Here is a 20,918-nt window from a genome sequence, read left to right as displayed (position 1 = left end):
CTTCCCCCGAGTCCCGGACCAGGGGAGGAACCATGACCACCACGCACGTACTGGAAACGCCCGAGGCCGACGTCGTCTACGACATCCGCGGGCCCGCTGACAGCTCCGGGCCACCGCTGCTGATGGTCGGGCAACCCATGGACGCGAGCGGGTTCACCACCCTCGCCTCGTACTTCCCCGACCGGACCGTCGTCACCTACGACCCGCGCGGGCTCGGGCGCAGCGTCCGCAAAGACGGGCGGGAAGACCACGTTCCCGCCACCCAAGCGGGTGACCTTCACCGCGTCATCCAGGCTCTCGGCGCCGGCCCGGTCGAGGTGTTCGGGAGCAGCGGGGGCGCCATCGCCTCGCTCGCGCTCGTCACCGCCTATCCCGATGACGTCAGCACCCTCGTCGCGCACGAGCCGCCGCTTGTCGGGGTGTTGCCCGATGCTGCCGCCGCCGAGCGGGCCGGGAAGGCCATGCGGGACGCCTACCTGGCTCGGGGCTTCGGCGCCGGCATGGCCGCCTTCATCACGATGACCTCGTGGAAGGGTGAATTCACCGACGACTACTTCGCGCTGCCCGCGGCGGACCCGGCCCAGTTCGGCATGCCGACCGAAGACGACGGCCGCCGCGACGACCCGTTGCTGTCCGACCGCTCCTTGGCGGTCACGGCTTACCGGCTGGACGTCGACGCGCTGAACGCGGCGCCGACGCGGGTCGTGATCGCGGTGGGCGAAGAGTCCGTCGACGTCATGACCGGACACACCGCGCTCGCCACCGCCGAACGCCTCGGCCAGGAGGCGGTGGTGTTCCCCAGCCACCACGGCGGCTTCCTCGGCGGCGACTACGGCTACGCCGGCCAGCCCGAAGCCTTCGCGCAGAAGCTCCGGGAGGTCCTCGAAACCTGATCCTTCCATCTCGACGACTGACCCAATCAAACAACTAGTTGACAGAGTACGTCGACTGGCTGATTATTGCTGCGTCGGGCTAGGCCGGTGGGGCAAGGGGGGACGTCGTGGAGAAGCACGCGCTCAGGTGGTGGGCACTGGCGGTCGCCGTGCTGGCCGTCCTGGTGGACATGATCGACAACCAGATCGTCGCGGTCGCGCTGCCGACCGTCCAACGTGAGCTCGGCACCGGAGACGCCGCGCTGCAGTGGATTTCGGCCGGATACGCGCTCGGGTTCGCGCTGACGCTGATCACCGGCGGCCGCCTGGGCGACCGCCACGGCACGAAGAAGCTGTTCGTGGCCGGGATGCTCGTGTTCACCGCCGCGTCGCTGGCCGCCGGGCTCGCCGGGCACGTCGGCGTGCTGATCGCCGCGCGCGGGGTGCAGGGCGTCGGGTCCGGGCTGATGGTGCCGCAGGTGCTTTCGTTCATCCACGCGGAGTTCGACGAGCGGGAGCGCCCGAAGGCGATGGCCTGGTACGCGGGCGCGTTCCCGGTCGGCGGGCTCGCCGGACCGCTGCTCGGCGGCGCGCTGACCCAGGCCGACCTGTTCGGTACCGGCTGGCGCGCGATCTTCCTGGTGAACGTGCCCGTCGGCGTGCTCGCGCTGGCCGGGACGGCCGTGACCATGCCGAGCCGGCCCGGGTTCCTCCGGCGCCGACTGGACCTCGGCGGCCTCGCGTTGCTGACCGCGGCGCTCTTCGCCGTGTTCTACCCGCTGGTGCAGGGGCGCGAGCTGGGCTGGCCGGCCTGGTCCATCGGACTGCTGGTCGCCGCGGTCCCGCTGTTCGGCGTTTTCGTGCTGCACCAGCGGATCCAGGCTCGCCGCGGCGGCGAACCGCTGGTCCCGCCGGACCTGGTGAAGCGGCTCGCCGGCAGCCAGGCGGTCCTGTTCTGCGTCAACACCGGGGTCGGCGTCTTCTTCATCCTGACGCTGCACCTGCAGCTGGGCCTCGGGTTCTCGCCGTGGGAGGCGGCGCTGACGTTCGCGCCGTCGACGCTCGGCATCGTCGCGGGCAACGTTCTCGCCATGCGGCTCGCCCCGGCGCTCGGGCGGAAGTTCGCCGCGGGCGCCGTCGCGGTGTTGCTGGTGAGCCTGGTCGCCGTCGCCGTTCTCGTGGTGGAGCAGGGCGCCGCCTTGAGCGGGTGGGCGCTGCTGGTGCCCGTGATCGGTGTCGGACTCGGCATGGGCGCGGTGCTGAACGCGCTGTTCGGCACGGCGATGGCGGAGATCCGGCCGGAGCAGGCCGGCGCGGCGTCCGGCGTCGTGAACACGACCGTCCAGCTCGGCACGGCGACCGGGATCGCGGTGTTCGGCACGGTGTTCTTCGGCCGACTGGACGGCGGGTACGCGTCCGCGACGGCGGGCGCGCTCGCGGTCAGCGCCGGGGTGCTGGTGCTGGCGCTCGCGCTGACGACGGCGCTGCCGGCTCGTCACCCTTCTGTTCCGCAGAGTCAAGCGGTTGGTTGACGTATAGTCGCGGCGTGACCGCCTCGAAGCCTCGCCGTTCGCCGAAACCCCAGGAGCGGCAACGGGATCCGGAGCGCACCCGCCGGCTGATCCTGGAGGCGGCGGGGGCGGAGTTCGCGGCGAAGGGGTACGCGGGCGCGCGGATCGCGTCGATCGCGGGCCGCGCCGGGGTGAACCAGCAGCTGATTTCGTACTACTTCGACGGCAAGGAAGGCCTGTACCGGGCGTTGTCGGAGCAGTGGACCGAGCGGCAGCGCGAGCTCGTCGCACCCGACATGCCGCTGTCGGAGCAGGTGCGGCAGCACGCGCTGGAGGGTGTGACGGGCCGCGACGGGATGCGGCTGGTGGCGTGGTCCGGCCTGGAGTACGAGAGCGCCGAGACGGATCCCGACAACGAGCCGAGGACGCGGCGCCTGGCCGGGACGGTCGAGCAGATCGCGGCCATGAAGGCCGCCGGGAACCTGCCCGAGTGGGTCGACCCGGCCTGCCTGACGGTGCTGCTGATGGCGGCGGCGATGGCGCCGGTGACCCTGCCGCACATCGCCGAGGGGCTGACCGGGGCCGCCCCGGACTCGCCCGACTTCGTGCGGCGGTACGCCGACCAGCTGGCCAAGCTCGTCGAGCACCTGGGGCAGTAGCGGCTCGCGCCGGGCATCAGTGCTCGACGGGCTCGGAGGTGGCGACCGCCGGCCCCTGACCGGGCGTGCTCGCCGGCGCGCTGGGGCCAGCCAGCGCCACACCGGCGACCAGCGCCAGCCCGACGAGGAAAAGCGCGGCGCGGACAAGAGCGGAAAAAGAACAGACGACCATCATGGCAGGCTCCTCGAAATGGGGATTTCGCGTTTTCGCGGAATTCGGGACTGCATCAATGGTGCGCGCCGGAAGTCTGTTGCTACAAGGCGTTTCCGTTGCCCAAGAAGGTCGGAAACGCTGATCACGCGTGGGCGTCGATGGTGAGAATCCGACCGGTAAAAGGCTTGGTTCCTGCTGAACGCGTCAGAAGCCCGACAATGCGCGGGCCTTGGCAACGCGTTCCGCCGGCGCGGCGACTGCAAGGCAGGAATGCCGAATTCGCCCCCGAAGAGGAGACGCCATGAGTGCGGAAGCGCAGTCACCCACCGGCCGGACCGCCGAAGTCCGGCCCTACAGCGAGGGCCGCCGTGTCGGCTACGGACTGCTGTGGACAGCCTGGACCGTCGTCCTGACGATCGGCGGGTTCGTCCTGCTCGGGCACGGCTCGGTCCTCAGCGGGCTCATCGGCCTGGTCCTGGCCGCACTGGCCCTCCGCTACGTCTGGAGAATCTGGACCTGGCAGGCGAAACGGCTCATCTTCTTCGTCGTCTTCTGATCACGCCGCTTCGGCGAGGCGGTTCCGGTATGCGGCCTCGCCGAGCACGGTGGGGTCGAGCGTGACCCGGTATTCGGCGGCCTCCGCCCACCAGCGGGCCGCCGCCTGGCGGTCGCCGCGGCCTGCTGCCGTGTTGCCCAGGCCCGTCAACGCCCGCGCGTGCTCGTACTCGCTGCCCGCGTCGTCTGCCAGCTCGGCCGCTCGGCGATAGCCGCGCTCGGCGTCGTCCCACTGCCCGGCGCGGAAGTGCACCCATGCCTCGCCGTTGACCGACATCGCGCGGTCGACCGGCAGCTGAGCGAGCTCGACGGCCTCGCGTGCGCTGGACAGCGCCTCGGGAAACCGGTCCAACGCCGCCGAAGCGAGGGCGATGCCGCGCAGGGCGATGACCACGTTCCGGGTGCGGCCGGTCCGACGGTAGACGTTCAACACCGTCGTCAGGTCGGTCAACGTCGCTTCGGCTTCGCCGCGGTACAGGCGCGCCCACGCCAGGCTGGACAGTGCGTCGATCGCGCCGCGGTCGTCGAGGGCCTCGGCGAAGCACTCCTGGGCCTGCTGGTGGAATCGGATCGCTTCGTCGACGCGACCCGACTCGATGTGGGCCATGCCCAGGTTGTTGAGGATCATCCCGGTCGCACTCAGGTCGCCGGTCGCTCGCGCGGCCTCGAGCGCGCGCTCGTGCGTCCGGATCCACGGCTCGAACAGCTTCTCCCGGAAGAAGAACGCGCGGAGCACGAAAGCGAGCTGCCAGCAGCGGTCGTGGAACCCGTGCCGGAACGCCGAATCGACGATCTCGGCCAGCGTCGGCCATTGCGCGGCCAGCCAGGCGAGCGCGCCCTCCGCGTCGGTGAACGGAACTTCGGCCGGGGCCGGGAGACCGGTGGCCGGGCGGAACCGGTAGGGCTCCGCGAGTTCGTCGGCCGCGAGCGTCGTCATGAGCGCGTGGTCGACCAGCCGTCCCACGGCGACTTCGCGGTCTGCCGGCTCGACGTCGGGAAGCGCGTGCGTCGAGGCGAACATCCGCATCAGGTCGTGGAGCTCGACGTACCCCCGTTCGTCGCGGACCACCAGGTGCGCGTCGTGCAGGCGGTCCACCAGCCGGTCGGCTTCGCCGGGGCCGAGGCCCGTGAGCGCTTCGACGGCGGCGATCTCCGCGGCGGTCGCGGGGTGGAGGGCGAGCAGGCCGAGCAGCCGCCGCTGGTCGCCGGGCAGGGATTCGTAGGAAACGGTGAACGCCGTCGCGACGCTTCGTTCGCCGTCGTCCAGCGCGGCGAGCCGAGTCTTCTCGTCGGCTAACCGGTCACGCAGTCTGGTCGCCGTCCAGCCGCCGGCGACGAACCGGGCGGCCACGATGCGAATCGCGAGCGGAAGCCGTCCGCAGTGCCGGACGAGCTCGGTCGCGACGCCTTCGTCGTCCGGCGCGTGCTCGCCCGCGACGGACCGCAGGAGCCGCACGGCGTCCTCGGGCGGCAGCACGTCGACCGGGAAGTGCCAGGCGTCGTCGAGCGCGGGGAGCCGCCCGCGGCTGGTCACCAGGATCCGGGAGGACGTCTCACCCGGGACGATCGCGCGGATCTGTTCGGCGGACCGCACGTTGTCCAACACGAGGATCATCCGCCGGTTGCGCAGCTGGTCGCGGACCAGGTTGGCCAGGCCGTCCTCGTCGGCGGGCAGCTGGTCGGCCGAGACGTCGAGCAGCCGCAGCAGCCGGCCGAGGGCTTCGCCGGGCGAAAGCTCGCTCGCGCCCGGGGTGTGCCCGCGGAGGTCGAAGAAGAGGGAACCGTCGGGGAAGGCGCTCTCGACCCGCCGGGCCGCGGCGACGGCCAATGCCGTCTTGCCCGCTCCCGCCATTCCGTGCACCACGCCGACGCGGGCGTCGTCCGGGTCCAGCAGCAGCGCGGAAAGCGCGTCGAGCTCGGTTTCCCGGCCGACGAACCAGCGGCCGCCGTCCGGCAGCCCGGCGATGCCGCCCGCTCTGCGGCGTGCGGGCGATCCCGGTTCCGCGGCGAGGGCGAGCAGTTCTCCCTTGGCGTCGAGTGCTTGGTCGCAGGCCTTGGCCAGCTCCCGGTTCACCCGGGCCTTGCCGTTCTCCACCTTGCTGAGATAGCCCTTGGTGAAATGTACGGCGGTCGCGAGGCCGGTGAGTGACATGCCGACTGACGTCCGTCGACGTTTCAATTCAGCTCCAAATTCCTGCATTGGTCAATCATCCTGTATTGGGGGATCGGGGGGAAGGACGGCCGGCGGCCCGGGCCCGCCGGCCTGTTCCTGGTCAGCCCAGCAGGGAGACCAGCTGGCCGAGCACGATGATGAGGTGCGTGTGCATCGCGTTCACCTTTCCGGATCGAATTGCTTGTTCCGCCGAGGTATTTCGGCGTCACCAGCTTCACCCGGTGAATTCGACGAGAAAAGGCGTTTCCTGTTGCCATTCAGGAGGAAACGGTGCTGACCAGTTCGACCTGCGCTGTTTCCCGGTTACGGAAACAGGCCGGAAACAGGTGACGGCTCCGTGGCGGGAGGCGGACGATGAGTACACTTCCCCGCAGCGACCAGAACGGAGGTGGCGGCTTGGCTCAGGAGGCGGCCGGCGCGAAGATCATCGCTCTCTCAACGGAGCTGAAACTGCTTCGCAAAGGTCTGGGTGTCCAAGCGAAGAACCTGCCCGGTGAGGTCGGCGAAGAACTGCGCGCGGTGTGCGGTGTTCTCGAAGACGACAGCCCGGGAACCGTCCGCGCCAAGGTCGTCGCCCGGCTGCGCGCCCTGATCGAAAAACTGCCCGAATCGCAGCGGAAGACCGCGCGGATCGTGCTGGGCATCGACACCGGCGCGAACGAGCGCTACACCGCGCGCCTCGAACTGCTGGGCAGCGGGGCCGACCGCAACATCCGCACGATGCAGCGTCGCGCCGACGACGTCCTCTACCTCATCGCCGAAGCCGCGTACGAAGCGCCGGCGGCGTTCGGGGGCACGCCGGTGACCAGCCAGGGCCCGTGGCACACGTCGGCGCTGGCCGTCCGGCTGACCCTCGCCGGCGCCGCCGCCGAGGTCTTCGAAACGCGGCAGATCGTCAGCCACGTCGCCGGGCTCGCGGAAATCGAGCACGGGGTCTCCCTCGCGCGCCCGGTCAGCACGACCGGTGAGCCCGACCTCCTCGGCCTCGGCATCGACGTCGTCTCGGGCGGCGAGGTGCATTCCGTGCGCATGGTCTCGTCCACCCGGGTGGCGTTCCGCCTGCGTCCCCCGCGGCCTTTGGACGCCGGTGACCAGCACGAGTTCTTCTTCCGCGTCCGGCTGGAAGAGCTGCCGGCGCCGTTCTACTGCTGCACGCCGGAATTCCCGTGCGAGAGCTTCGAGCTCAATGTCCGGTTCGACCGGAACGAGCCGCCGCAGCGGATCTGGCGCATCGACGGCGACCTCTCCAAGGACGCGGGCGACCCGGTGCCGGCCCGCAAGCCGCTCTTCCTCGACAACGCGGGCGAAGTGCACACCGGTTTCCACGACCTCCAGCCCGCGAGGTCCTACGGGGTGGGCTGGCAGCCGGCCACCTGACCGGCCGTGCGGGGTGCGCGCCATGCTCCTCCTCGCGTGAGCGCCTTCTTCCAGCGTGCCGTATCCGGCCGGGGAAAGCCGCGTCGGAAACACGACAAAAACGCGACGCTTCCGCCCGGGCGCCCGGCAATGGTGACGATCTGGTCAAGCGCGGTGCCGCCGGTAACGTGCTGAGCTGATCCGGCGACTGGGAATGATATCCGCCGTCGATCGGCGGTACCGGAAAACGCAAAGCGCTCTTCCGGGTAACGGAAACCATTCTTCTGCCGACACCGGTGGACGTCGTGAATGCACGCGTCGTCACCGGTGAATTCTCGGCGACCGAGGAGGAAAAATGGGCGTGAGCCTGAGCAAGGGTGGCAACGTTTCGCTGACCAAGGAGGCGCCCGGGCTGAGCGCGGTCACCGTCGGCCTCGGCTGGGACGAGCGGACCACGAGCGGCGAGGAGTTCGACCTCGACGCGAGCGCGATCGCGCTCGGGACCGACGGCAACGCGTTGTCCGAAAAGCACTTCGTCTTCTTCAACAACCTGACCACACCGGACGGTGCGGTGCGGCACACCGGCGACAACCTCACCGGCGGCGGGGACGGCGACGACGAGCAGATCACCGTCGACCTCGCGAACCTGCCGGCCGAGATCGACAAGATCGTGTTCCCGGTTTCCATCTACGAAGCCGAATCCCGCGGCCAGGCCTTCGGGCAGGTGCGCAACGCCTTCATCCGCGTCGTGAACCAGGCCGACAGCGCCGAACTGGCCCGGTACGACCTCTCCGAAGACGCGTCCACGGAGACCGCGATGGTCTTCGGCGAGCTCTACCGCAACGGCGGCGACTGGAAGTTCCGGGCCGTCGGCCAGGGCTACACCTCGGGCCTGGCCGGAATCGCCAAGGACTACGGGATCAACGCCGTCTGACCGGCTCACGGACACGGGAGTGAAATCGTGCTGAAGACATTCGGCGGATCGCTGGCGATCACGGCGGCCGGCCTGCTGCTGGCGTTCTGGTACGGCGGAACGCTCGGGCTCGCCGTCGTCGCCGTGCTCGCGGTGCTGGAGATCTCCCTGTCCTTCGACAACGCCGTCGTGAACGCCGGCGTGCTCGGGCGGATGAACCGGAAGTGGCAGCGGCTGTTCCTGACGGTCGGCATCCTGGTGGCGGTCGTCGGGATGCGGTTGCTGTTCCCGGTCGTGGTGGTGTGCCTGACCGCGAAGCTGTCGCCGGCGGCGGCCTACCACCTCGCGATGGCCGGCGGCGACATCCACACCCCGGGCACGTACGCCTTCGTCCTGCACGAAGCGCACCCGGCCATCGCGGCCTTCGGCGGCGTCTTCCTGCTGATGCTCTTCCTGAACTACATCTTCGAGGAGCGCGAGCTCACCTGGCTGTCGTGGCTCGAACGCCCGCTCGCCCGGATCGGCCGCCTGAAGCAGATCTCGGTGGTCGTCGCGGCCGGCGTGCTCCTGCTGACCGCAGACTTCCTCGCTCCGGCGGGAAAGCCGGTCAGTGTCCTCGTCTCCGGCGCGCTCGGCCTCATCACCTACCTGCTCGTGAGCGGGCTGAGCGAGCTGTTCGAACCGGACGAAGGCGGTGGCCATCCGGCGGCCGTCGCCGGCAAGGGCGCGTTCGTCCTGTTCCTCTACCTCGAGGTGATGGACGCGAGCTTCAGCTTCGACGGCGTCGTCGGCGCGTTCGCGATCACGTCCGACCCGGTCGTCATCGCGATCGGGCTCGGCATCGGCGCCGCCTACATCCGCGCGCTCACGGTGTTCCTCGTCCGCAACGGGACGCTCAACGAATACGCCTACCTCGAACACGGCGCGCAGTGGGCGATCGGCGCGCTCGCCGTGCTCCTGCTCTGCACCATCCGCTACGAGGTGCCCGAGATCGTCACCGGGCTGGTCGGCGTCGGGTTCATCGGCACGGCACTGCTGTCGTCGGTCGTCCGGAACCGGCGGCTGGCCCTCACCCCTTGAGAAAGGACACGAAAATGACTGTGACACTGAGCAAGGGCGAGCGCGTCTCGCTGACCAAGGCCGACGGGCACACGCTCACGCGGGTCCGGATGGGACTCGGCTGGGACGCGATGCGCAAGCGCGGCCTGTTCGGCAGCCGGGCGCAGACCATCGACCTCGACGCGTCGGCGCTGCTCTTCGACGCGGGCGACAAGCTCGTCGACCAGGTCTGGTTCAAGCAGCTGAACAGCACCGACGGCTCGGTGCGCCACACCGGCGACAACCTCACCGGCGAGGGCGAGGGTGACGACGAGTCGATCCGCGTCGACCTCGGCCGGGTCCCCGTGCAGGTCACCACGATCGTCTTCACCGTCAACTCCTTCACCGGCCAGGACTTCTCCCAGATCGAGAACGCCTACTGCCGGCTCGTCGACGAGACGAACGAGGGAGAGATCGCCCGCTACGACCTCTCGGGGTCCGGCCGGCACACCGCCCAGATCATGGCGAAGCTGACCCGCGAACCCGGCGGCTGGGCGATGACCGCCATCGGCGCGGCCGCCACCGGCCGGACGTTCCGCGACCTGCTGCCCGCCGTGTCCCGGCACCTCTGACGGCGACCGGCGACCCAGACCCAGAACCAGGAGGTGTTCCGATGTCGGATCTCGAGCTCGGCGGGCCACCGTCGCAGCCGGTCACGCAGCAACCGGCCGGGAGCGGGCTGTTCCTCGCCCCGCCGGCCCCGGTCCGGGTCGTCGAACAGCAGGACGCGGCCGGCGCCGTGCCGATGGACCCCGCGAAACGCGCGGAGCTGCAGCGGAAGGCCCGCGCGTTCGTCGCGGAACTGGCCGAGCTGGACTTCCACTCGCCGGTCTACGCCCAGAAGATCCAGGGCATCACGTCGATGGGCGACCGGGACATGCGGGCGGCGGCGGGGATGTCGAACCGGATGCTCGACCGGCCCGCCGCCAAGCTGCCGGGCAAGGGCGTGCCCCGCGACGACGCGCAGACCCGCGTGTCGGCGACGCTCATCGACCTGCGCTCGACGATCACCGAGCTCGACCCGAACCGGGCCGACCTCAAGGGCGTGCGCCGGCTGCTGAAGTTCCTGCCCGGCGGCGACCGCGTCGACCGGTACTTCGCCAAGTACCAGACCGCGCAGTCGCACATCGACGCCATCATCCGGTCGCTCGACTCCGGCCAGGACGAGCTCCGCAAGGACAACGCGAGCATCGACACGGAGAAGGCCAACCTCTGGACCACGATGGGCAAGCTCACCGAGTACAACGAGCTCGCCGGCGCGCTCGACGCCGAGATCGAGCGGAAGGTCTCGGACCTCCAGGCGCTCGGCCGGACGGAAGAAGCGGACACGCTCAAGTCCGACGCGCTGTTCGGCGTCCGCCAGCGGCGGCAGGACATCCTGACCCAGATGGCGGTCGCCGTGCAGGGGTACATGGCCCTCGACCTGGTGCGCCGCAACAACATCGAGCTCATCAAGGGCGTCGACCGGGCGCAGACGACCACCATCTCGGCGTTGCGCACCGCGGTCATCGTCTCGCAGGCGCTGGCCCGCCAGAAGCTCGTCCTGCAGCAGGTCACGGCCCTCAACGCGACGACGTCGGACCTGATCGAGGCGACGTCGCGCCAGCTCCAGCAGCAGGGCGCGGAGATCAACCAGCAGGCGGCGTCGTCGACGATCGAGATCGGGAAGCTGCAGGCGGCGTTCGACAACGTCTTCGCGACCATGGACGCGCTGGACACGTTCCGGGCGCAGGCGACGGACTCGATGGCGGACACGGTGGCCGCGCTGCAGGGCCAGCTCGACCGCGCCAAGCCGTACCTCGAGCGCACCCGCCGGCACGACGGCACGAGGTGAGCCGATGGCCTGGCTGCGCAGGGAAACCGGGCTCGTCCCGGTGCTCGCCGACGCACCTCCGGACGACACGCCGGAGGCGCTGCGGGCCGAGCTCGCGTCGCTGATCCGGTTCGTCAACGCGCGTTCGGGCCTGCTGCCGCCGTCCGCCGTGGTCACCGCGCGGGAGATCACCGACGTGCTGGCCGAGCTCCTCGGCGACGGCGAGGCGCCGGACATCCACACGCGCGTGGCGATCGCCGGGATCGTGACCGACCACCTGCCGACAACCCTGGAAGCAGTCATCCGGGCCGGCGACACCGCGAACGGATCCCCGCTTGAAGCGCTGCTGGACGAGGCGATCTCGCTGCAGGACGCCGAACGCGGCCGGGCCACGGACGCCTTGCGCACCCAGGAGACGTTCCTCCGCAGCAAGTTCTCGAACTCCGACTTGGACCTGTGATGGCTGCACTCAGACGCGGCTCGAACGTCGAGCTGACCCGCGAAATCCCGGACCTGCCCGGCATCGTCCTCGGCGTCCGGTGGGAGGCGGGCCCGGAACCGGCACTGGCCGACAGCCTGGTCATGGCGGCGATCCTCTGCGACGGCGCGCGGCGCGCCCGTTCGGCCGAGGACTTCGTCTTCTTCAACCAGCTGACCGAACCGAGCCGATCGGTGGCACTGACCGGCGACGACGCCGAGCAGGTGGAAGTCGTGTTCGGCGCGGTGCCCGACGAGGTGTCGCGGATCGTCGCGGTGTTGTACGTCAACGAAGGCAACGGCCTGCGCCGCGGCCTCGGCCGGCTGCGGACGCTGACGGTGCGCGGGCTCGACCCCCGCGACGACCGCGAGCTGGTCCGGTCGGAGAACCTGGCGCCCGCTCTCGACGGCGAGACCGCGCTGGCGCTGGGCGAGGTGTACCGGCACCACGGCGGCTGGAAGTTCAAGGTGCTCGGCGAGGGTTACCGGGCGGGGATCGCGGAGCTGGCCGGGGATTACGGGGTTCTGCGATGACTCTGGATTTCACGGCGCCCGGTGGGGCGGGGGTGCGGGCGGATCTGCCGTTCCTCCTCCGGCGGCGGCGCGGGGTGGTTGCGCCGGGGGTCGGAGGTGCTTCGGTGGACCTTGGGGCCGAATCGGTGGTGGGTGCTTCGTTTGACCTCGATGCCGAGCCGGCGGTGGTGGGCGGCGCTTCGCTGGACCTCGATGCCGAACCGGCGGGGGTCGGCGGCGCCTCGCTCGACCTCGATGCCACACCGGCGCCCCTCTCACGGGAGAGCACCGTCCTCGACAGTGCGTCGCTCGATCTCGCCTCCCGGCCGGCGCCACCGGCCCACCGGACCGGGCGGCCCGGACGGCCCGTCGTGCGGCTCGGTGCCGGCCGGCGGCTGCAGCTCGGGGCGAAGACGCCGGCCGTCACCCTGGATCGTCGGCAAAGTGCCATCGGGCTGCTGACCGTCGAAGCCGTGAGCGGGGCCGCAACACTCGGCTGCGCCTACGAACTGGCCGACGGCCGGTCCGCCTACCTCGGCTCCGGGACGACCGCGTCGCGCACGCCGTTCCTCGCCGTGCGGCGGCGGTCGGTGGCGGCCGATCTGCGGCAGGTCCGGCAGCTCGTGCGGCTCGTCGTGATCGCGGTGTTCCCGCCCGCCGCGGCACCGCCCGGGCTGCTTGTCGTGTCCACTTGGGACGGTTGCCGCATCGAGCTTCCGCTCGGGAAGGCCGGCCGCGTGACCGTGCCGCTCTCCGTCCACAACGTCGGCGGTGAGCTGGTCCTGCGGGCGGAAACGCCGGAAGCGCTCAGCTCACCACGAGCCGCCGTCGAAGCGTTCGGCTTCCGGCGGATCAGCTGGCTGGACGACTTCACCTGCTCCGGAGGTGCGGCTTGACCTACGACATCTTCCTCAGCTTTACCTGGGCGGACAGCGTCGAGGTGATCGCGCTGCAGAACGCCCTCGAAGCCGCCGGCCTGCGGGTCTTCCGGGACAAGGACATCCAGCGGTTCGAGGGCATCACCGAACGGCTCGACGCCGCTCTCGCCGAGTCGAAGGTGCTGCTCGCCTACTACTCGCGGCGGTTCCCGACGCGGTACGCCTGCCAATGGGAACTGACGTCCGCCTTCCTCGCGGCGCAACGCCTCGGCGATCCCCGGCGCCGGGTGCTCGTCGTCAACCCCGAGACCGACGGCAACCACATCGCTCCGGTCGAACTGGAGGACGGCGCCTACGCGTCGTGGCCGCAGAACGATCAGGAACGCGCGGCCACCGTCAAGCGGATCGCCGAGATGGTCCGGGCCGCGGGTACTCCGCTGGGTTCGGCGCGCAACACGGCACCGGTGCTGCCCCGGCTGCTGCGCCCACGGCGGTTCGTCGGCCGGTACCGGCAGCTCTGGGCGATCCACAGCGCCCTGCACGCACGTGAGCTCCCGGCCACCACGCCGCGGACGTCGGCGGCGCTCGCCGTCGTGCGGGGGTTCGCCGGGCTCGGGAAGACCAGCCTGGCCGAGCAGTACGCGTTCCTGTTCCGGGACGCCTTCCCCGGCGGGGTGCGGTGGCTGGGCCTGTTCGGTCAGGACGACCCCGTCGGCGCGCTCGCCCGGTTCCACGAGCACCTCCGCGGGCTCGCGGGGGACCTCGGCGACCTGCCGCCGGACCAGGTTCGCGACGCGGTCGCCCGGCGCGTCGAAGCCGCCGGGGAACCGCAGCTGTGGATCATCGACGACGTCCCGTCGGAGCTGCCGGCCGACGTGCTCGACCAGCTCGTGATGCCGACGTCGTTCGTCCGGACGGTGCTCACCACGCGGTCCGGAAACCCGGACTGGCCCGCTCCCGTCGTCGACCTGACCGGCTTGTCCGCGGACGAAGGTTCCGCGCTGTACACGGAAATCGCCGGGTCGGACGCCCCCGAAGAGCTCGCGGCGGTGCGGCGGCTCGTCGAACGGTGCGGTGGCCACCCGATCGTCCTCACGAGCGTGGTCACCGCGTATCGCGACCGCCGGGGTGCGGTCGGCTTCGCCGAGGCCCTCGACTCCGTTCCGGACACCGCCGCGGACGTCCTGCGGCAGGCGGTCGGCGAGTGCACGCCGACCGCGCGACGGATCCTGCACATCGCGGCCGCGATCTCCCGGGCACCCGTCCCGGCCGACCTGGTGCGACGCGTGCTGCCGGGCGAACCGGTCGCCGACGCGGTCGCCGAGCTCGCCCGGCGCGCGCTGCTGATCCACCTCGGGACCGAGTGGGACATCCACGCCCTGATCCGCGACGCCGCGGGCGTCGACGACGACCTCACGCGCGCGACCGCGGCGGCCGTGCTCGAGCTGACCGAGGACGCCGGACGCCTCCACCGGCACGCCGCGGCGCTCGCCGGGCACGACTGCGTCCCCGCCGGTCAGCGTGCCCGCTTGCTGCGGATCGGGCTGGACTGGTTCCGCGGACGGGGTGACGTCGTGGCCGCGCGGGAAGCGGCCCAGCGGATCCTGGCCGCGGACGCCGGGCCGGCCGACCGCGTCGCCGCGGCCGAGGCGCTGGTCGACGCCGGTGACTTCGAGGAGGCCGTCAAGGTTTGCCGCCCGCTCGTGGACTCCGGGGACGCGTTCCGCGCCCGGCTCACCTGCGCCCGCGCGCTCGACCAGCTGGGGCGGTTCGCGGAAGCGGACCCGATCTGGCCGGACTCGGTGCCGGACGGCGAAGAGCCCGAGGCGCGGGTGCACCTGGCCGTCGCGAAGCGGATGCGCGGACGCTTCCGGGAGGCGCTCGCCTTCATCGAGGTCGACGACCCGGATCCACGGGCCCGGCTCGAACTGGCCCGGTTGCGGATCATCTTCGGTGAGCTCAAGCAAGCGCGGAAGACCGCCGAAGCGATCGTCCACGAGTACGACACGCCGGACCACGAGCGGCATCCGCTGCGGCTGGAGGCGATGGGCGTGCACGCCGAAGCCGAGATGTCGCTGGAGCTCACCGAACTCAAGCTCCGCGACGAGAACTGGGACGCGCTGGAAGCTCAGCTGCGGTCCGCGCGGGACGAGCTGATCGGGTTGCTGGGGAAGGAGAGCCCGCTCGCCTTGGCGGCCGGTGTCCGATGCGCGCGCACGTCGGTCACCCGTGGCCGCCCGAACCGGGCGTTGCGGGAGTTCGCGGAACTGGAAAAGCCGGTGCGGGACGTGTTCCACGAGCACCACCCGCTGCACCACTGGCTGCGCTACTCCACCGCGCAGGCACACGGCCAGCTCAAGCAGTACGACAAGGTCGCCGGCATCCTCCGGCCGCTGCTGGAAAAGCAGCGGGAGTCGATCGGGCCGTTCCACCCGGACACCATGCGGACCCAGCTCGACCTCGGCATCGCGCTCGCGATGACCGGCCACAAGGACGAAGCGGTCCCGCTCGTCGCCGAGGCCGACCGGAGCATCGGCGGCTCCCTCGGCTGGCAGGCCGAACTCCGGAACCGCGCCGGCGTCACCCGGGCGCTCATGAACCTCTCGCCGTTCGCGTGGCGGCTCTTCTCCGGTTTCGACGGACTCTTCGGGAACAAGCCCGAAGACTGAGTTTCTTTTGGAGGTCCCGCAGATGGAAAAGGCGTTGGGCAGCCGGTACCGGCTGGGCGACCAGCTGGGCACGGGTGCGATGGGGCGGGTCTTCGCCGGCTCCGACGAGCAAGGGAAGGCCTACGCCTTCAAGGTGTTGCGCGACGAGCTCGTCGAGGATCCCGAGCTGGTGGCGCGGTTCCTGCAGGAGCGGTCCATCCTGGTCGGGCTGCGGCACCCGAACCTCGTCGGCGTGCACGACCTGGTCGTCGAGGGCGAGACCGTCGCGATCGTGATGGACCTGGTCGGCGGCGGTGATCTCCGGGCCCGGCTGACGGCGGAGAAGTCGTTGCTGCCGGCCGAAGTCGCGCGCATCGGCGCCGGGGTGGCGGCGGCGCTCGCGGCCGTGCACCGGGCCGGCGTCGTGCACCGCGACGTCAAGCCGGAGAACGTCCTGATGGACGGGACCGTGCCGCGCCTGACGGACTTCGGCATCTCGCGGCTGGCGACCGCCACCGACCTGGGCCGCCGGTCGCTGCTGGTCGGGACGCCGCAGTACCTCGCCCCGGAACTGGGCAAGGGCCTCGAAGCGACGCCCGCGTCCGACCTGTACTCGCTCGGCATCCTGTTGTACGAGCTGTGCTGCGGGGTGACGCCGTTCGCCGGGCAGTCGACGTTCGCCGTGATCCGGCTGCACGAGAGCGCGCTTCCGGGCCGCCCCGCCGGCGTGCCCGACCAGCTGTGGGACGTCCTCTCGTGGCTGATGGCGAAGCGACCGTCGGACCGGCCCGACTCCGCCCAGCAGGTCGCGACCATCCTGGACGCGCTTGTGCTGGAGCTGATGAAGGAGCCGCTCGTCCTCCCGCTCGCCACCCCGCCGCCCCCGGTGGCCCTCAACGAGACGGGCCTGGGCACGCAGACCGTGTACGGCACCCCGGCGCCGCCACCCCGCCGTCCCGTCGCGACCGCTTCGCCCAGCATGCCGACAGGAGTGAACGTGTCCCCGCCGAAACGCCGTCGCCGCGGCCGGGTCGTGCTGACCCTGTTCGTCGTGCTCGCCCTGCTGGCGGGCGGCTGGTTCGTCTTCCGGCCGTCGTCGAACGCAGGTCCGGCACCGATCGCGGCGCCGACGACCTCCGCGCCGGCGAGTGTCGCGCCCGCCGTCGATTCGCCTTCGGTGACGACGACGGCGAAACCCAGCGTGATGCCGAACGTCGTGGGCAAGAAGCTCGCGGACGCCCAGGACGTACTGCCCGGTATCCAAGTGACCACAGTGGACAAGATCGACGCGACGGCCGATGACGGCAAGGTGATCGAGCAGGACCCGGCCGCCGGAGCGGCGATCGGCGGAACGGTGAAGCTCACGGTCGCACGCCAGGCCCAGCTGGTCTACCTCGACTCCGTCCGTCCCGCGTCCGGCGACTGGAACAGCAGCGTCCAGAACACCAACATCGCCGGCAAGAACTACCTCCACGCCCTCGGCAGTTCGGTGGAGGTCAGCACCCAAACGCAAGGCGTCGAGTACAACATCGCCAAGGGTTTCCGCCGGTTCACCGCCACGGCGGGCATCGACGACAACGCGGGCGATTCTTCGTTGAAGATGCAGCTGGAGATTTTCGCCGACGGCCGCGAGGTGTTCAACGGGGCGGTGCCGTACGGCAGCCCGGTCCCGATCGACTTGGACATCAGTGGGGTCCTCAGGCTGCGGATCCAGTGGGAGGGCGTGACAGGAAACCGACGGGCTTGCTGCAACGCCAGCTACCTCGTCCTCGGTACCGCGGAGCTGCTGGGCCTGCCCGGCGAAGTGCCGACGTCCCCGACCACGACCGGCTGACCGGCGTGTGGATCGGCAACCGGGTCCGGATCACCATCGGCCGGGCCTCCGACAACGATATCGTGCTGGGCGACCTTCAGGTCTCCCGCCGCCATGCCCGGCTGGAACGCGTCGGCGGGGCGTGGCGGCTGACCGACCTGGGCAGCCGGAACCCGACGCTGGTCAACGGCGTCCCGGTCGCCGGGCGCTCGCCGATCGCCGACGGTGACCGGATCACCGTCGGGGCCACCGATCTCCGCGTCGACGGCGACAACCTCGTCGCGACCGGCGGGGAGCGGACCCGGCTCGTGGCCGACGACGTCGGGTTCGCCGTCGGGGGCCGGTCGCTGCTTTCGGGCGTCTCGCTGGACTTGCGCCCCGGGCAGCTGGTCGCCGTCGTCGGGCCGTCGGGCGCGGGGAAGTCGACGCTGCTCAAGGTGCTCTCGGGCGAGGTCGCGCCGACCAGCGGACGCATCACCTACGACGGCTACGACATGCACCGGCAGCGGTCGGCCGTGGCGCGGCGGGTCGGGGTCGTGCCGCAGGACGACGTCGTCCACACGCGGCTGACCGCCCGGAGTGCCCTGTCCTACGCGGCGAAACTGCGCCTGCCCGACGACACCGGTGCGGCGGCCCGCCGGCGCCGGGTGGCCGAGACGCTCGCCGAAGTCGAGCTGACCGAACACGCGCGCAAGCCGATCCACCGGTTGTCCGGCGGACAGCGCAAGCGCGTGTCGATCGCGCTCGAACTGCTGACCGCGCCGTCGCTGCTGATGCTGGACGAACCGACGTCCGGCCTGGATCCGGCCCTCGACAAGCAGATCATGGGCCGGCTGCGCGAGCTCGCCGACGCCGGGCGGACGGTCGTGGTGGTCACGCACAACGTCACCCACCTCGACGGCTGCGACCTCGTCCTGCTGCTCGCGCCCGGTGGCGTCCCCGTGTTCAGCGGGCGGCCCGCGGAACTGCGGGCGCGGTTCGGCACAGCCGACTGGGCCGACATCTTCCACCGCGTGGTCGCGGGAACCGCGCCGCCGCACCAACCGGCCCCGGTGAGCCCGGCGCCGCCGCCCGAGGCGTCCGCCGGACCGCCGTCGGTGCACGCCGGGCTGGGGCACCAGGTCGGCACGCTCGCCGCGCGGCACCTGCGGCTGATCTTCGCCGATCCCGGGTACGCCCTGTTCCTGCTGCTCGTCCCGGTCGTGCTGGCCGTGCTCGCGTTGGCCGTGCCCGGGCACGAAGGGCTGCGGCGGTCGGTGCCCGAGCATCCGACGGAAGCCGCGCAGATGCTCGTGCTGGTCTTCGTCGGCGCGGCGTTCATGGGCGCGGCGGCGTCGGCGCGGGAAGCCGTCGCCGAGCGGGCGATCTTCCTGCGTGAACGAGCCGTCGGCCTGCGGCCCGGCGCGTACGCGCTCGCGAAGGCGGCTGTCTTCACCCTGGTCGCGGCCGTGCAGTCCGCGGTGCTCGTCGGTGTCGTCACGGCGGTCAAGCCGGGGCCGGTCGACGCCGTCCTGCTGCCCCGGCCGGTCGCTGAGCTCGGGGTCGCGGTCTGGCTCACCGCGCTGGCCTCCTGTCTGCTGAGCCTGCTCGGGTCGGCGCTCGTGCGGTCGCTCGAACAGACGACGCCCGTGCTCGTCGTGACGGTGATGGCTCAGCTCGTGCTCTGCGGGGGGATGATCCCGGTCGCCGGGCGGCCGGTGCTGGCTCAGCTGTCCTGGCTCGCGCCCGCTCGGTGGGGGTATGCCGCCGGGGCCGCCACCGTGGATCTTCCTCAGGCCGGGGCGGCGGATCGGCTGTGGACGCACGACTGGCCGTGGTGGCTGGGCTCGGCCGGTGCGTTGCTGCTCACGGCGGCGGCCTGCACGGCGCTGTTCGCGGTCCGGACGAGGAGGCTGCGCCCGGAGCGGTGAAGCGGCTGAGTGGCGCCCTGCGTGCCATCATCGGGCATGGCCACCCTTCGCGACGCCCGCGAGCCGGAGCTCAACAGCGGGATCCTGCCCGGGAACGTGCGCGCCGATGACTGGATCATGCTCGTCCTCGCCGCCGGGTCGGTCGGGTTGCTCGGGTTCATGGTGCTCAGCCCGCCCGCGCGGGATGTCGGCCTCGTGATCTTCTACGTCGACTGCGGGATCTGCGGGCTCTTCCTGCTCGAGTTCCTCTGGCGGTGGCGGAAACGCCGGTGGGCCAAGAAGTTCCTCGTGCGCAACTGGTACGAGCTGTTCGCCATGATCCCCGTCGCGCACCCGGCGATGGTCGCGCACAAGTTCGTCAGCGTCGTGCTGCTGCTGGTGCGGATCGGGCGGGCCGCGGACCGGGCACTCGGAGAGCAGTTCACCTACCGGCTCGTCGACAAGCTGTCCGAACCGATCGTCAAGGCCATCAAGAAGCCGATCACCATCGCCGTGCTCGACGAGGTCGTCAAGGTGCTGGAAACCGGCAACTACCCCGAAAACCTCGCCAAGTCGCTCGACGCCAACAAGGCCGAGCTGCGGACGATCATCGCCGAGAAGATCGCCCAGGACCCGCAGCTCGGGAAGCTCAAGCGGCTCCCGTTCCACGACGAGATCGTGCGGACGGTCGTCGACACGTCGTTCCGCGTGCTGCTCGAAGTGCTCGTCGACCCTCGGATCGACGACTTCTTCTCCGCCGTCGTGCGCGACAACCGCGAGCAGATCCGCCAAGCCGTGCAGCTCGGGCTCAACGAGGTCGACGACGAGAAGGAGAAGTCCCTTCCGGTGCGCACCCAGCACTCGGCCGCGCTCGAGTACGACCGGCTGCACCCGAAGTCACGGCTGTGAGGCGAGGTACTCGCTGAGCCGGGCGGCCGCGTCGAGCATGGCGACGCCTCGCGCCGTGAGCCGGTCCTGCCAGGTCTTCAGCGCGCCGGCCAGCGACTCGGTGCCGCCCGCGGTGCGGACCTGCTCGATCACCGTCGCGATGTGCTCCAGCGGGTAGCCGCCGCGCCTGAGCAGGTGGGTCAGCTCCGCGTCGCGGATATCGGGCGCGTTAAACACGCGGTAGCCGGTGGCGGGGTCGCGCGACGGCGTCAGGATGCCCGCCCGCTCCCACGCCCGCACGGTCGCCGCGGTGACGCCGAGCCGGTGGGCCAGCTCGCCGATCGACCAGCCGGTCCCGGCCGGCGCCGAGGCCGGCTCGGCGGTCAGGTCGCCGATGGCCTTCCGGACCGTGTTGAGGGTTTCGCGGTCGCGCAGCAGCTGCGCGTGCCCGCGATCGACGAGCGTCAAAGCGCGATCCAGGCTTCCGGAGTGGACGGCGTGCATGATCCCGCCGGCCGTCGCGTGCCCGTACGCCCGGACCGAAGCGAGGAAGGCACGCAGTGCTGCCGCGTGCACCGGGGTGTAGATCCGGTAGCCGCTCTCGGTGCGCGAGGCGCGCGGGAGGAAGCCGTCCTGCTCGTAGTTGCGGACCGCCTGCGTGGAGATGCCGTGCTCGCGCGCGAGGTCAGCAGGTCTCAATGGAGCATT

19 protein-coding genes are annotated in these 20,918 nt (G+C 71.1%); 16 read left to right on the top strand and 3 right to left on the bottom strand.

The window, feature by feature from the left end:
• Nucleotides 1-32 precede the first annotated feature (32 nt).
• The 3 genes from ACZ7PG_RS29560 (at nt 33) to ACZ7PG_RS29550 (ending at nt 3,042) form a co-directional block, all read left to right on the top strand.
• Nucleotides 33-893, top strand: coding sequence for an alpha/beta fold hydrolase (locus ACZ7PG_RS29560; protein WP_470242312.1), 861 nt, complete (start codon nt 33-35; stop codon nt 891-893).
• 107 nt (nt 894-1,000) lie between these two features.
• Nucleotides 1,001-2,404, top strand: a complete 1,404-nt coding sequence (locus tag ACZ7PG_RS29555; RefSeq protein ID WP_470242311.1) for an MFS transporter — start codon at nt 1,001-1,003, stop codon at nt 2,402-2,404.
• 14 nt (nt 2,405-2,418) lie between these two features.
• Nucleotides 2,419-3,042 (top strand): TetR/AcrR family transcriptional regulator, encoded by a 624-nt coding sequence (locus tag ACZ7PG_RS29550; protein ID WP_470242310.1) that lies wholly within the window; start codon nt 2,419-2,421, stop codon nt 3,040-3,042.
• Between the two features lie 16 nt (nt 3,043-3,058).
• Here the strand turns inward: ACZ7PG_RS29550 and ACZ7PG_RS29545 are convergent, their stop codons facing one another.
• Nucleotides 3,059-3,217, bottom strand: coding sequence for a hypothetical protein (locus tag ACZ7PG_RS29545; RefSeq protein WP_470242309.1), 159 nt, complete (start codon nt 3,215-3,217; stop codon nt 3,059-3,061).
• A gap of 280 nt (nt 3,218-3,497) precedes the next feature.
• On the opposite strand from ACZ7PG_RS29545, the gene ACZ7PG_RS29540 reads away from it, so the two are divergent.
• Nucleotides 3,498-3,752, top strand: a complete 255-nt coding sequence (locus ACZ7PG_RS29540; RefSeq protein WP_470242308.1) for a hypothetical protein — start codon at nt 3,498-3,500, stop codon at nt 3,750-3,752.
• On the opposite strand, the gene ACZ7PG_RS29535 is transcribed toward ACZ7PG_RS29540, so the two are convergent.
• Nucleotides 3,753-5,951, bottom strand: coding sequence for a helix-turn-helix domain-containing protein (locus tag ACZ7PG_RS29535; RefSeq protein ID WP_470242307.1), 2,199 nt, complete (start codon nt 5,949-5,951; stop codon nt 3,753-3,755).
• A 327-nt stretch (nt 5,952-6,278) separates the two neighbouring features.
• Here ACZ7PG_RS29535 and ACZ7PG_RS29530 point away from each other — a divergent pair, with 327 nt between their 5' ends.
• The 12 genes from ACZ7PG_RS29530 (at nt 6,279) to ACZ7PG_RS29475 (ending at nt 20,231) form a co-directional block, all read left to right on the top strand.
• Nucleotides 6,279-7,301 carry a hypothetical protein gene (locus ACZ7PG_RS29530; protein ID WP_470242306.1) on the top strand — a complete coding sequence of 341 codons (1,023 nt, stop codon included), beginning with the start codon at nt 6,279-6,281 and terminating at the stop codon, nt 7,299-7,301.
• 334 nt (nt 7,302-7,635) lie between these two features.
• Nucleotides 7,636-8,214 (top strand): TerD family protein, encoded by a 579-nt coding sequence (locus tag ACZ7PG_RS29525; protein ID WP_470242305.1) that lies wholly within the window; start codon nt 7,636-7,638, stop codon nt 8,212-8,214.
• A 27-nt stretch (nt 8,215-8,241) separates the two neighbouring features.
• Nucleotides 8,242-9,273: a DUF475 domain-containing protein gene (locus tag ACZ7PG_RS29520; protein ID WP_470242304.1), complete on the top strand. Its 1,032-nt coding sequence runs from the start codon at nt 8,242-8,244 to the stop codon at nt 9,271-9,273.
• Nucleotides 9,274-9,287: 14 nt separating this feature from the next.
• The gene (locus ACZ7PG_RS29515; protein WP_470242303.1) at nt 9,288-9,863 is read left to right on the top strand and encodes a TerD family protein; all 576 of its coding nucleotides are present in this window, start codon (nt 9,288-9,290) and stop codon (nt 9,861-9,863) included.
• A gap of 41 nt (nt 9,864-9,904) precedes the next feature.
• Nucleotides 9,905-11,125: a toxic anion resistance protein gene (locus ACZ7PG_RS29510; protein ID WP_470242302.1), complete on the top strand. Its 1,221-nt coding sequence runs from the start codon at nt 9,905-9,907 to the stop codon at nt 11,123-11,125.
• Between the two features lie 4 nt (nt 11,126-11,129).
• On the top strand, nt 11,130-11,564 hold the full coding sequence (locus ACZ7PG_RS29505) for a hypothetical protein (RefSeq protein WP_470242301.1): 435 nt from the start codon (nt 11,130-11,132) through the stop codon (nt 11,562-11,564).
• Nucleotides 11,564-12,115 carry a TerD family protein gene (locus ACZ7PG_RS29500; RefSeq protein ID WP_470242300.1) on the top strand — a complete coding sequence of 184 codons (552 nt, stop codon included), beginning with the start codon at nt 11,564-11,566 and terminating at the stop codon, nt 12,113-12,115. Before ACZ7PG_RS29505 ends, ACZ7PG_RS29500 begins: the two co-directional genes overlap by 1 nt.
• Nucleotides 12,116-12,219: 104 nt before the next feature.
• Nucleotides 12,220-12,990, top strand: a complete 771-nt coding sequence (locus ACZ7PG_RS29495; RefSeq protein WP_470242299.1) for a hypothetical protein — start codon at nt 12,220-12,222, stop codon at nt 12,988-12,990.
• Entirely contained in the window at nt 12,987-15,641 is a 2,655-nt protein-coding gene (locus ACZ7PG_RS29490) for a tetratricopeptide repeat protein (protein ID WP_470242298.1), read from the top strand. The genes ACZ7PG_RS29495 and ACZ7PG_RS29490 overlap by 4 nt, the downstream gene beginning before the upstream one ends.
• A 22-nt stretch (nt 15,642-15,663) precedes the next feature.
• Nucleotides 15,664-17,454, top strand: a complete 1,791-nt coding sequence (locus ACZ7PG_RS29485; RefSeq protein WP_470242297.1) for a protein kinase domain-containing protein — start codon at nt 15,664-15,666, stop codon at nt 17,452-17,454.
• A gap of 5 nt (nt 17,455-17,459) precedes the next feature.
• The gene (locus tag ACZ7PG_RS29480; protein ID WP_470242296.1) at nt 17,460-19,343 is read left to right on the top strand and encodes an ATP-binding cassette domain-containing protein; all 1,884 of its coding nucleotides are present in this window, start codon (nt 17,460-17,462) and stop codon (nt 19,341-19,343) included.
• A gap of 36 nt (nt 19,344-19,379) precedes the next feature.
• Nucleotides 19,380-20,231 carry an ion transporter gene (locus ACZ7PG_RS29475; RefSeq protein ID WP_470242295.1) on the top strand — a complete coding sequence of 284 codons (852 nt, stop codon included), beginning with the start codon at nt 19,380-19,382 and terminating at the stop codon, nt 20,229-20,231.
• Here ACZ7PG_RS29475 and ACZ7PG_RS29470 read toward each other — a convergent pair.
• Nucleotides 20,220-20,909 carry a TioE family transcriptional regulator gene (locus ACZ7PG_RS29470; protein ID WP_470242294.1) on the bottom strand — a complete coding sequence of 230 codons (690 nt, stop codon included), beginning with the start codon at nt 20,907-20,909 and terminating at the stop codon, nt 20,220-20,222. The genes ACZ7PG_RS29475 and ACZ7PG_RS29470 overlap by 12 nt on opposite strands.
• Nucleotides 20,910-20,918: the final 9 nt, after the last annotated feature.

It is taken from the genome of Amycolatopsis sp. NPDC114504 (assembly GCF_055633595.1).
The sequence above is the reverse complement of the archived record's forward strand: the minus strand, read 5'-3'. Positions and strand labels throughout refer to the sequence as shown.

Excerpts from the sequence above, each read along its gene's own strand:
- ACZ7PG_RS29560 (WP_470242312.1), top strand. The coding sequence starts at position 33 with ATGACCACCACGCACGTACTGGAAACGCCCGAGGCCGACGTCGTCTAC.
- ACZ7PG_RS29545 (WP_470242309.1), bottom strand. The coding sequence starts at position 3,217 with ATGATGGTCGTCTGTTCTTTTTCCGCTCTTGTCCGCGCCGCGCTTTTC.
- ACZ7PG_RS29540 (WP_470242308.1), top strand. The coding sequence starts at position 3,498 with ATGAGTGCGGAAGCGCAGTCACCCACCGGCCGGACCGCCGAAGTCCGG.
- ACZ7PG_RS29535 (WP_470242307.1), bottom strand. The coding sequence starts at position 5,951 with ATGCAGGAATTTGGAGCTGAATTGAAACGTCGACGGACGTCAGTCGGC.
- ACZ7PG_RS29530 (WP_470242306.1), top strand. The coding sequence starts at position 6,279 with ATGAGTACACTTCCCCGCAGCGACCAGAACGGAGGTGGCGGCTTGGCT.
- ACZ7PG_RS29525 (WP_470242305.1), top strand. The coding sequence starts at position 7,636 with ATGGGCGTGAGCCTGAGCAAGGGTGGCAACGTTTCGCTGACCAAGGAG.
- ACZ7PG_RS29515 (WP_470242303.1), top strand. The coding sequence starts at position 9,288 with ATGACTGTGACACTGAGCAAGGGCGAGCGCGTCTCGCTGACCAAGGCC.
- ACZ7PG_RS29510 (WP_470242302.1), top strand. The coding sequence starts at position 9,905 with ATGTCGGATCTCGAGCTCGGCGGGCCACCGTCGCAGCCGGTCACGCAG.
- ACZ7PG_RS29505 (WP_470242301.1), top strand. The coding sequence starts at position 11,130 with ATGGCCTGGCTGCGCAGGGAAACCGGGCTCGTCCCGGTGCTCGCCGAC.
- ACZ7PG_RS29500 (WP_470242300.1), top strand. The coding sequence starts at position 11,564 with ATGGCTGCACTCAGACGCGGCTCGAACGTCGAGCTGACCCGCGAAATC.
- ACZ7PG_RS29485 (WP_470242297.1), top strand. The coding sequence starts at position 15,664 with ATGGAAAAGGCGTTGGGCAGCCGGTACCGGCTGGGCGACCAGCTGGGC.
- ACZ7PG_RS29475 (WP_470242295.1), top strand. The coding sequence starts at position 19,380 with ATGGCCACCCTTCGCGACGCCCGCGAGCCGGAGCTCAACAGCGGGATC.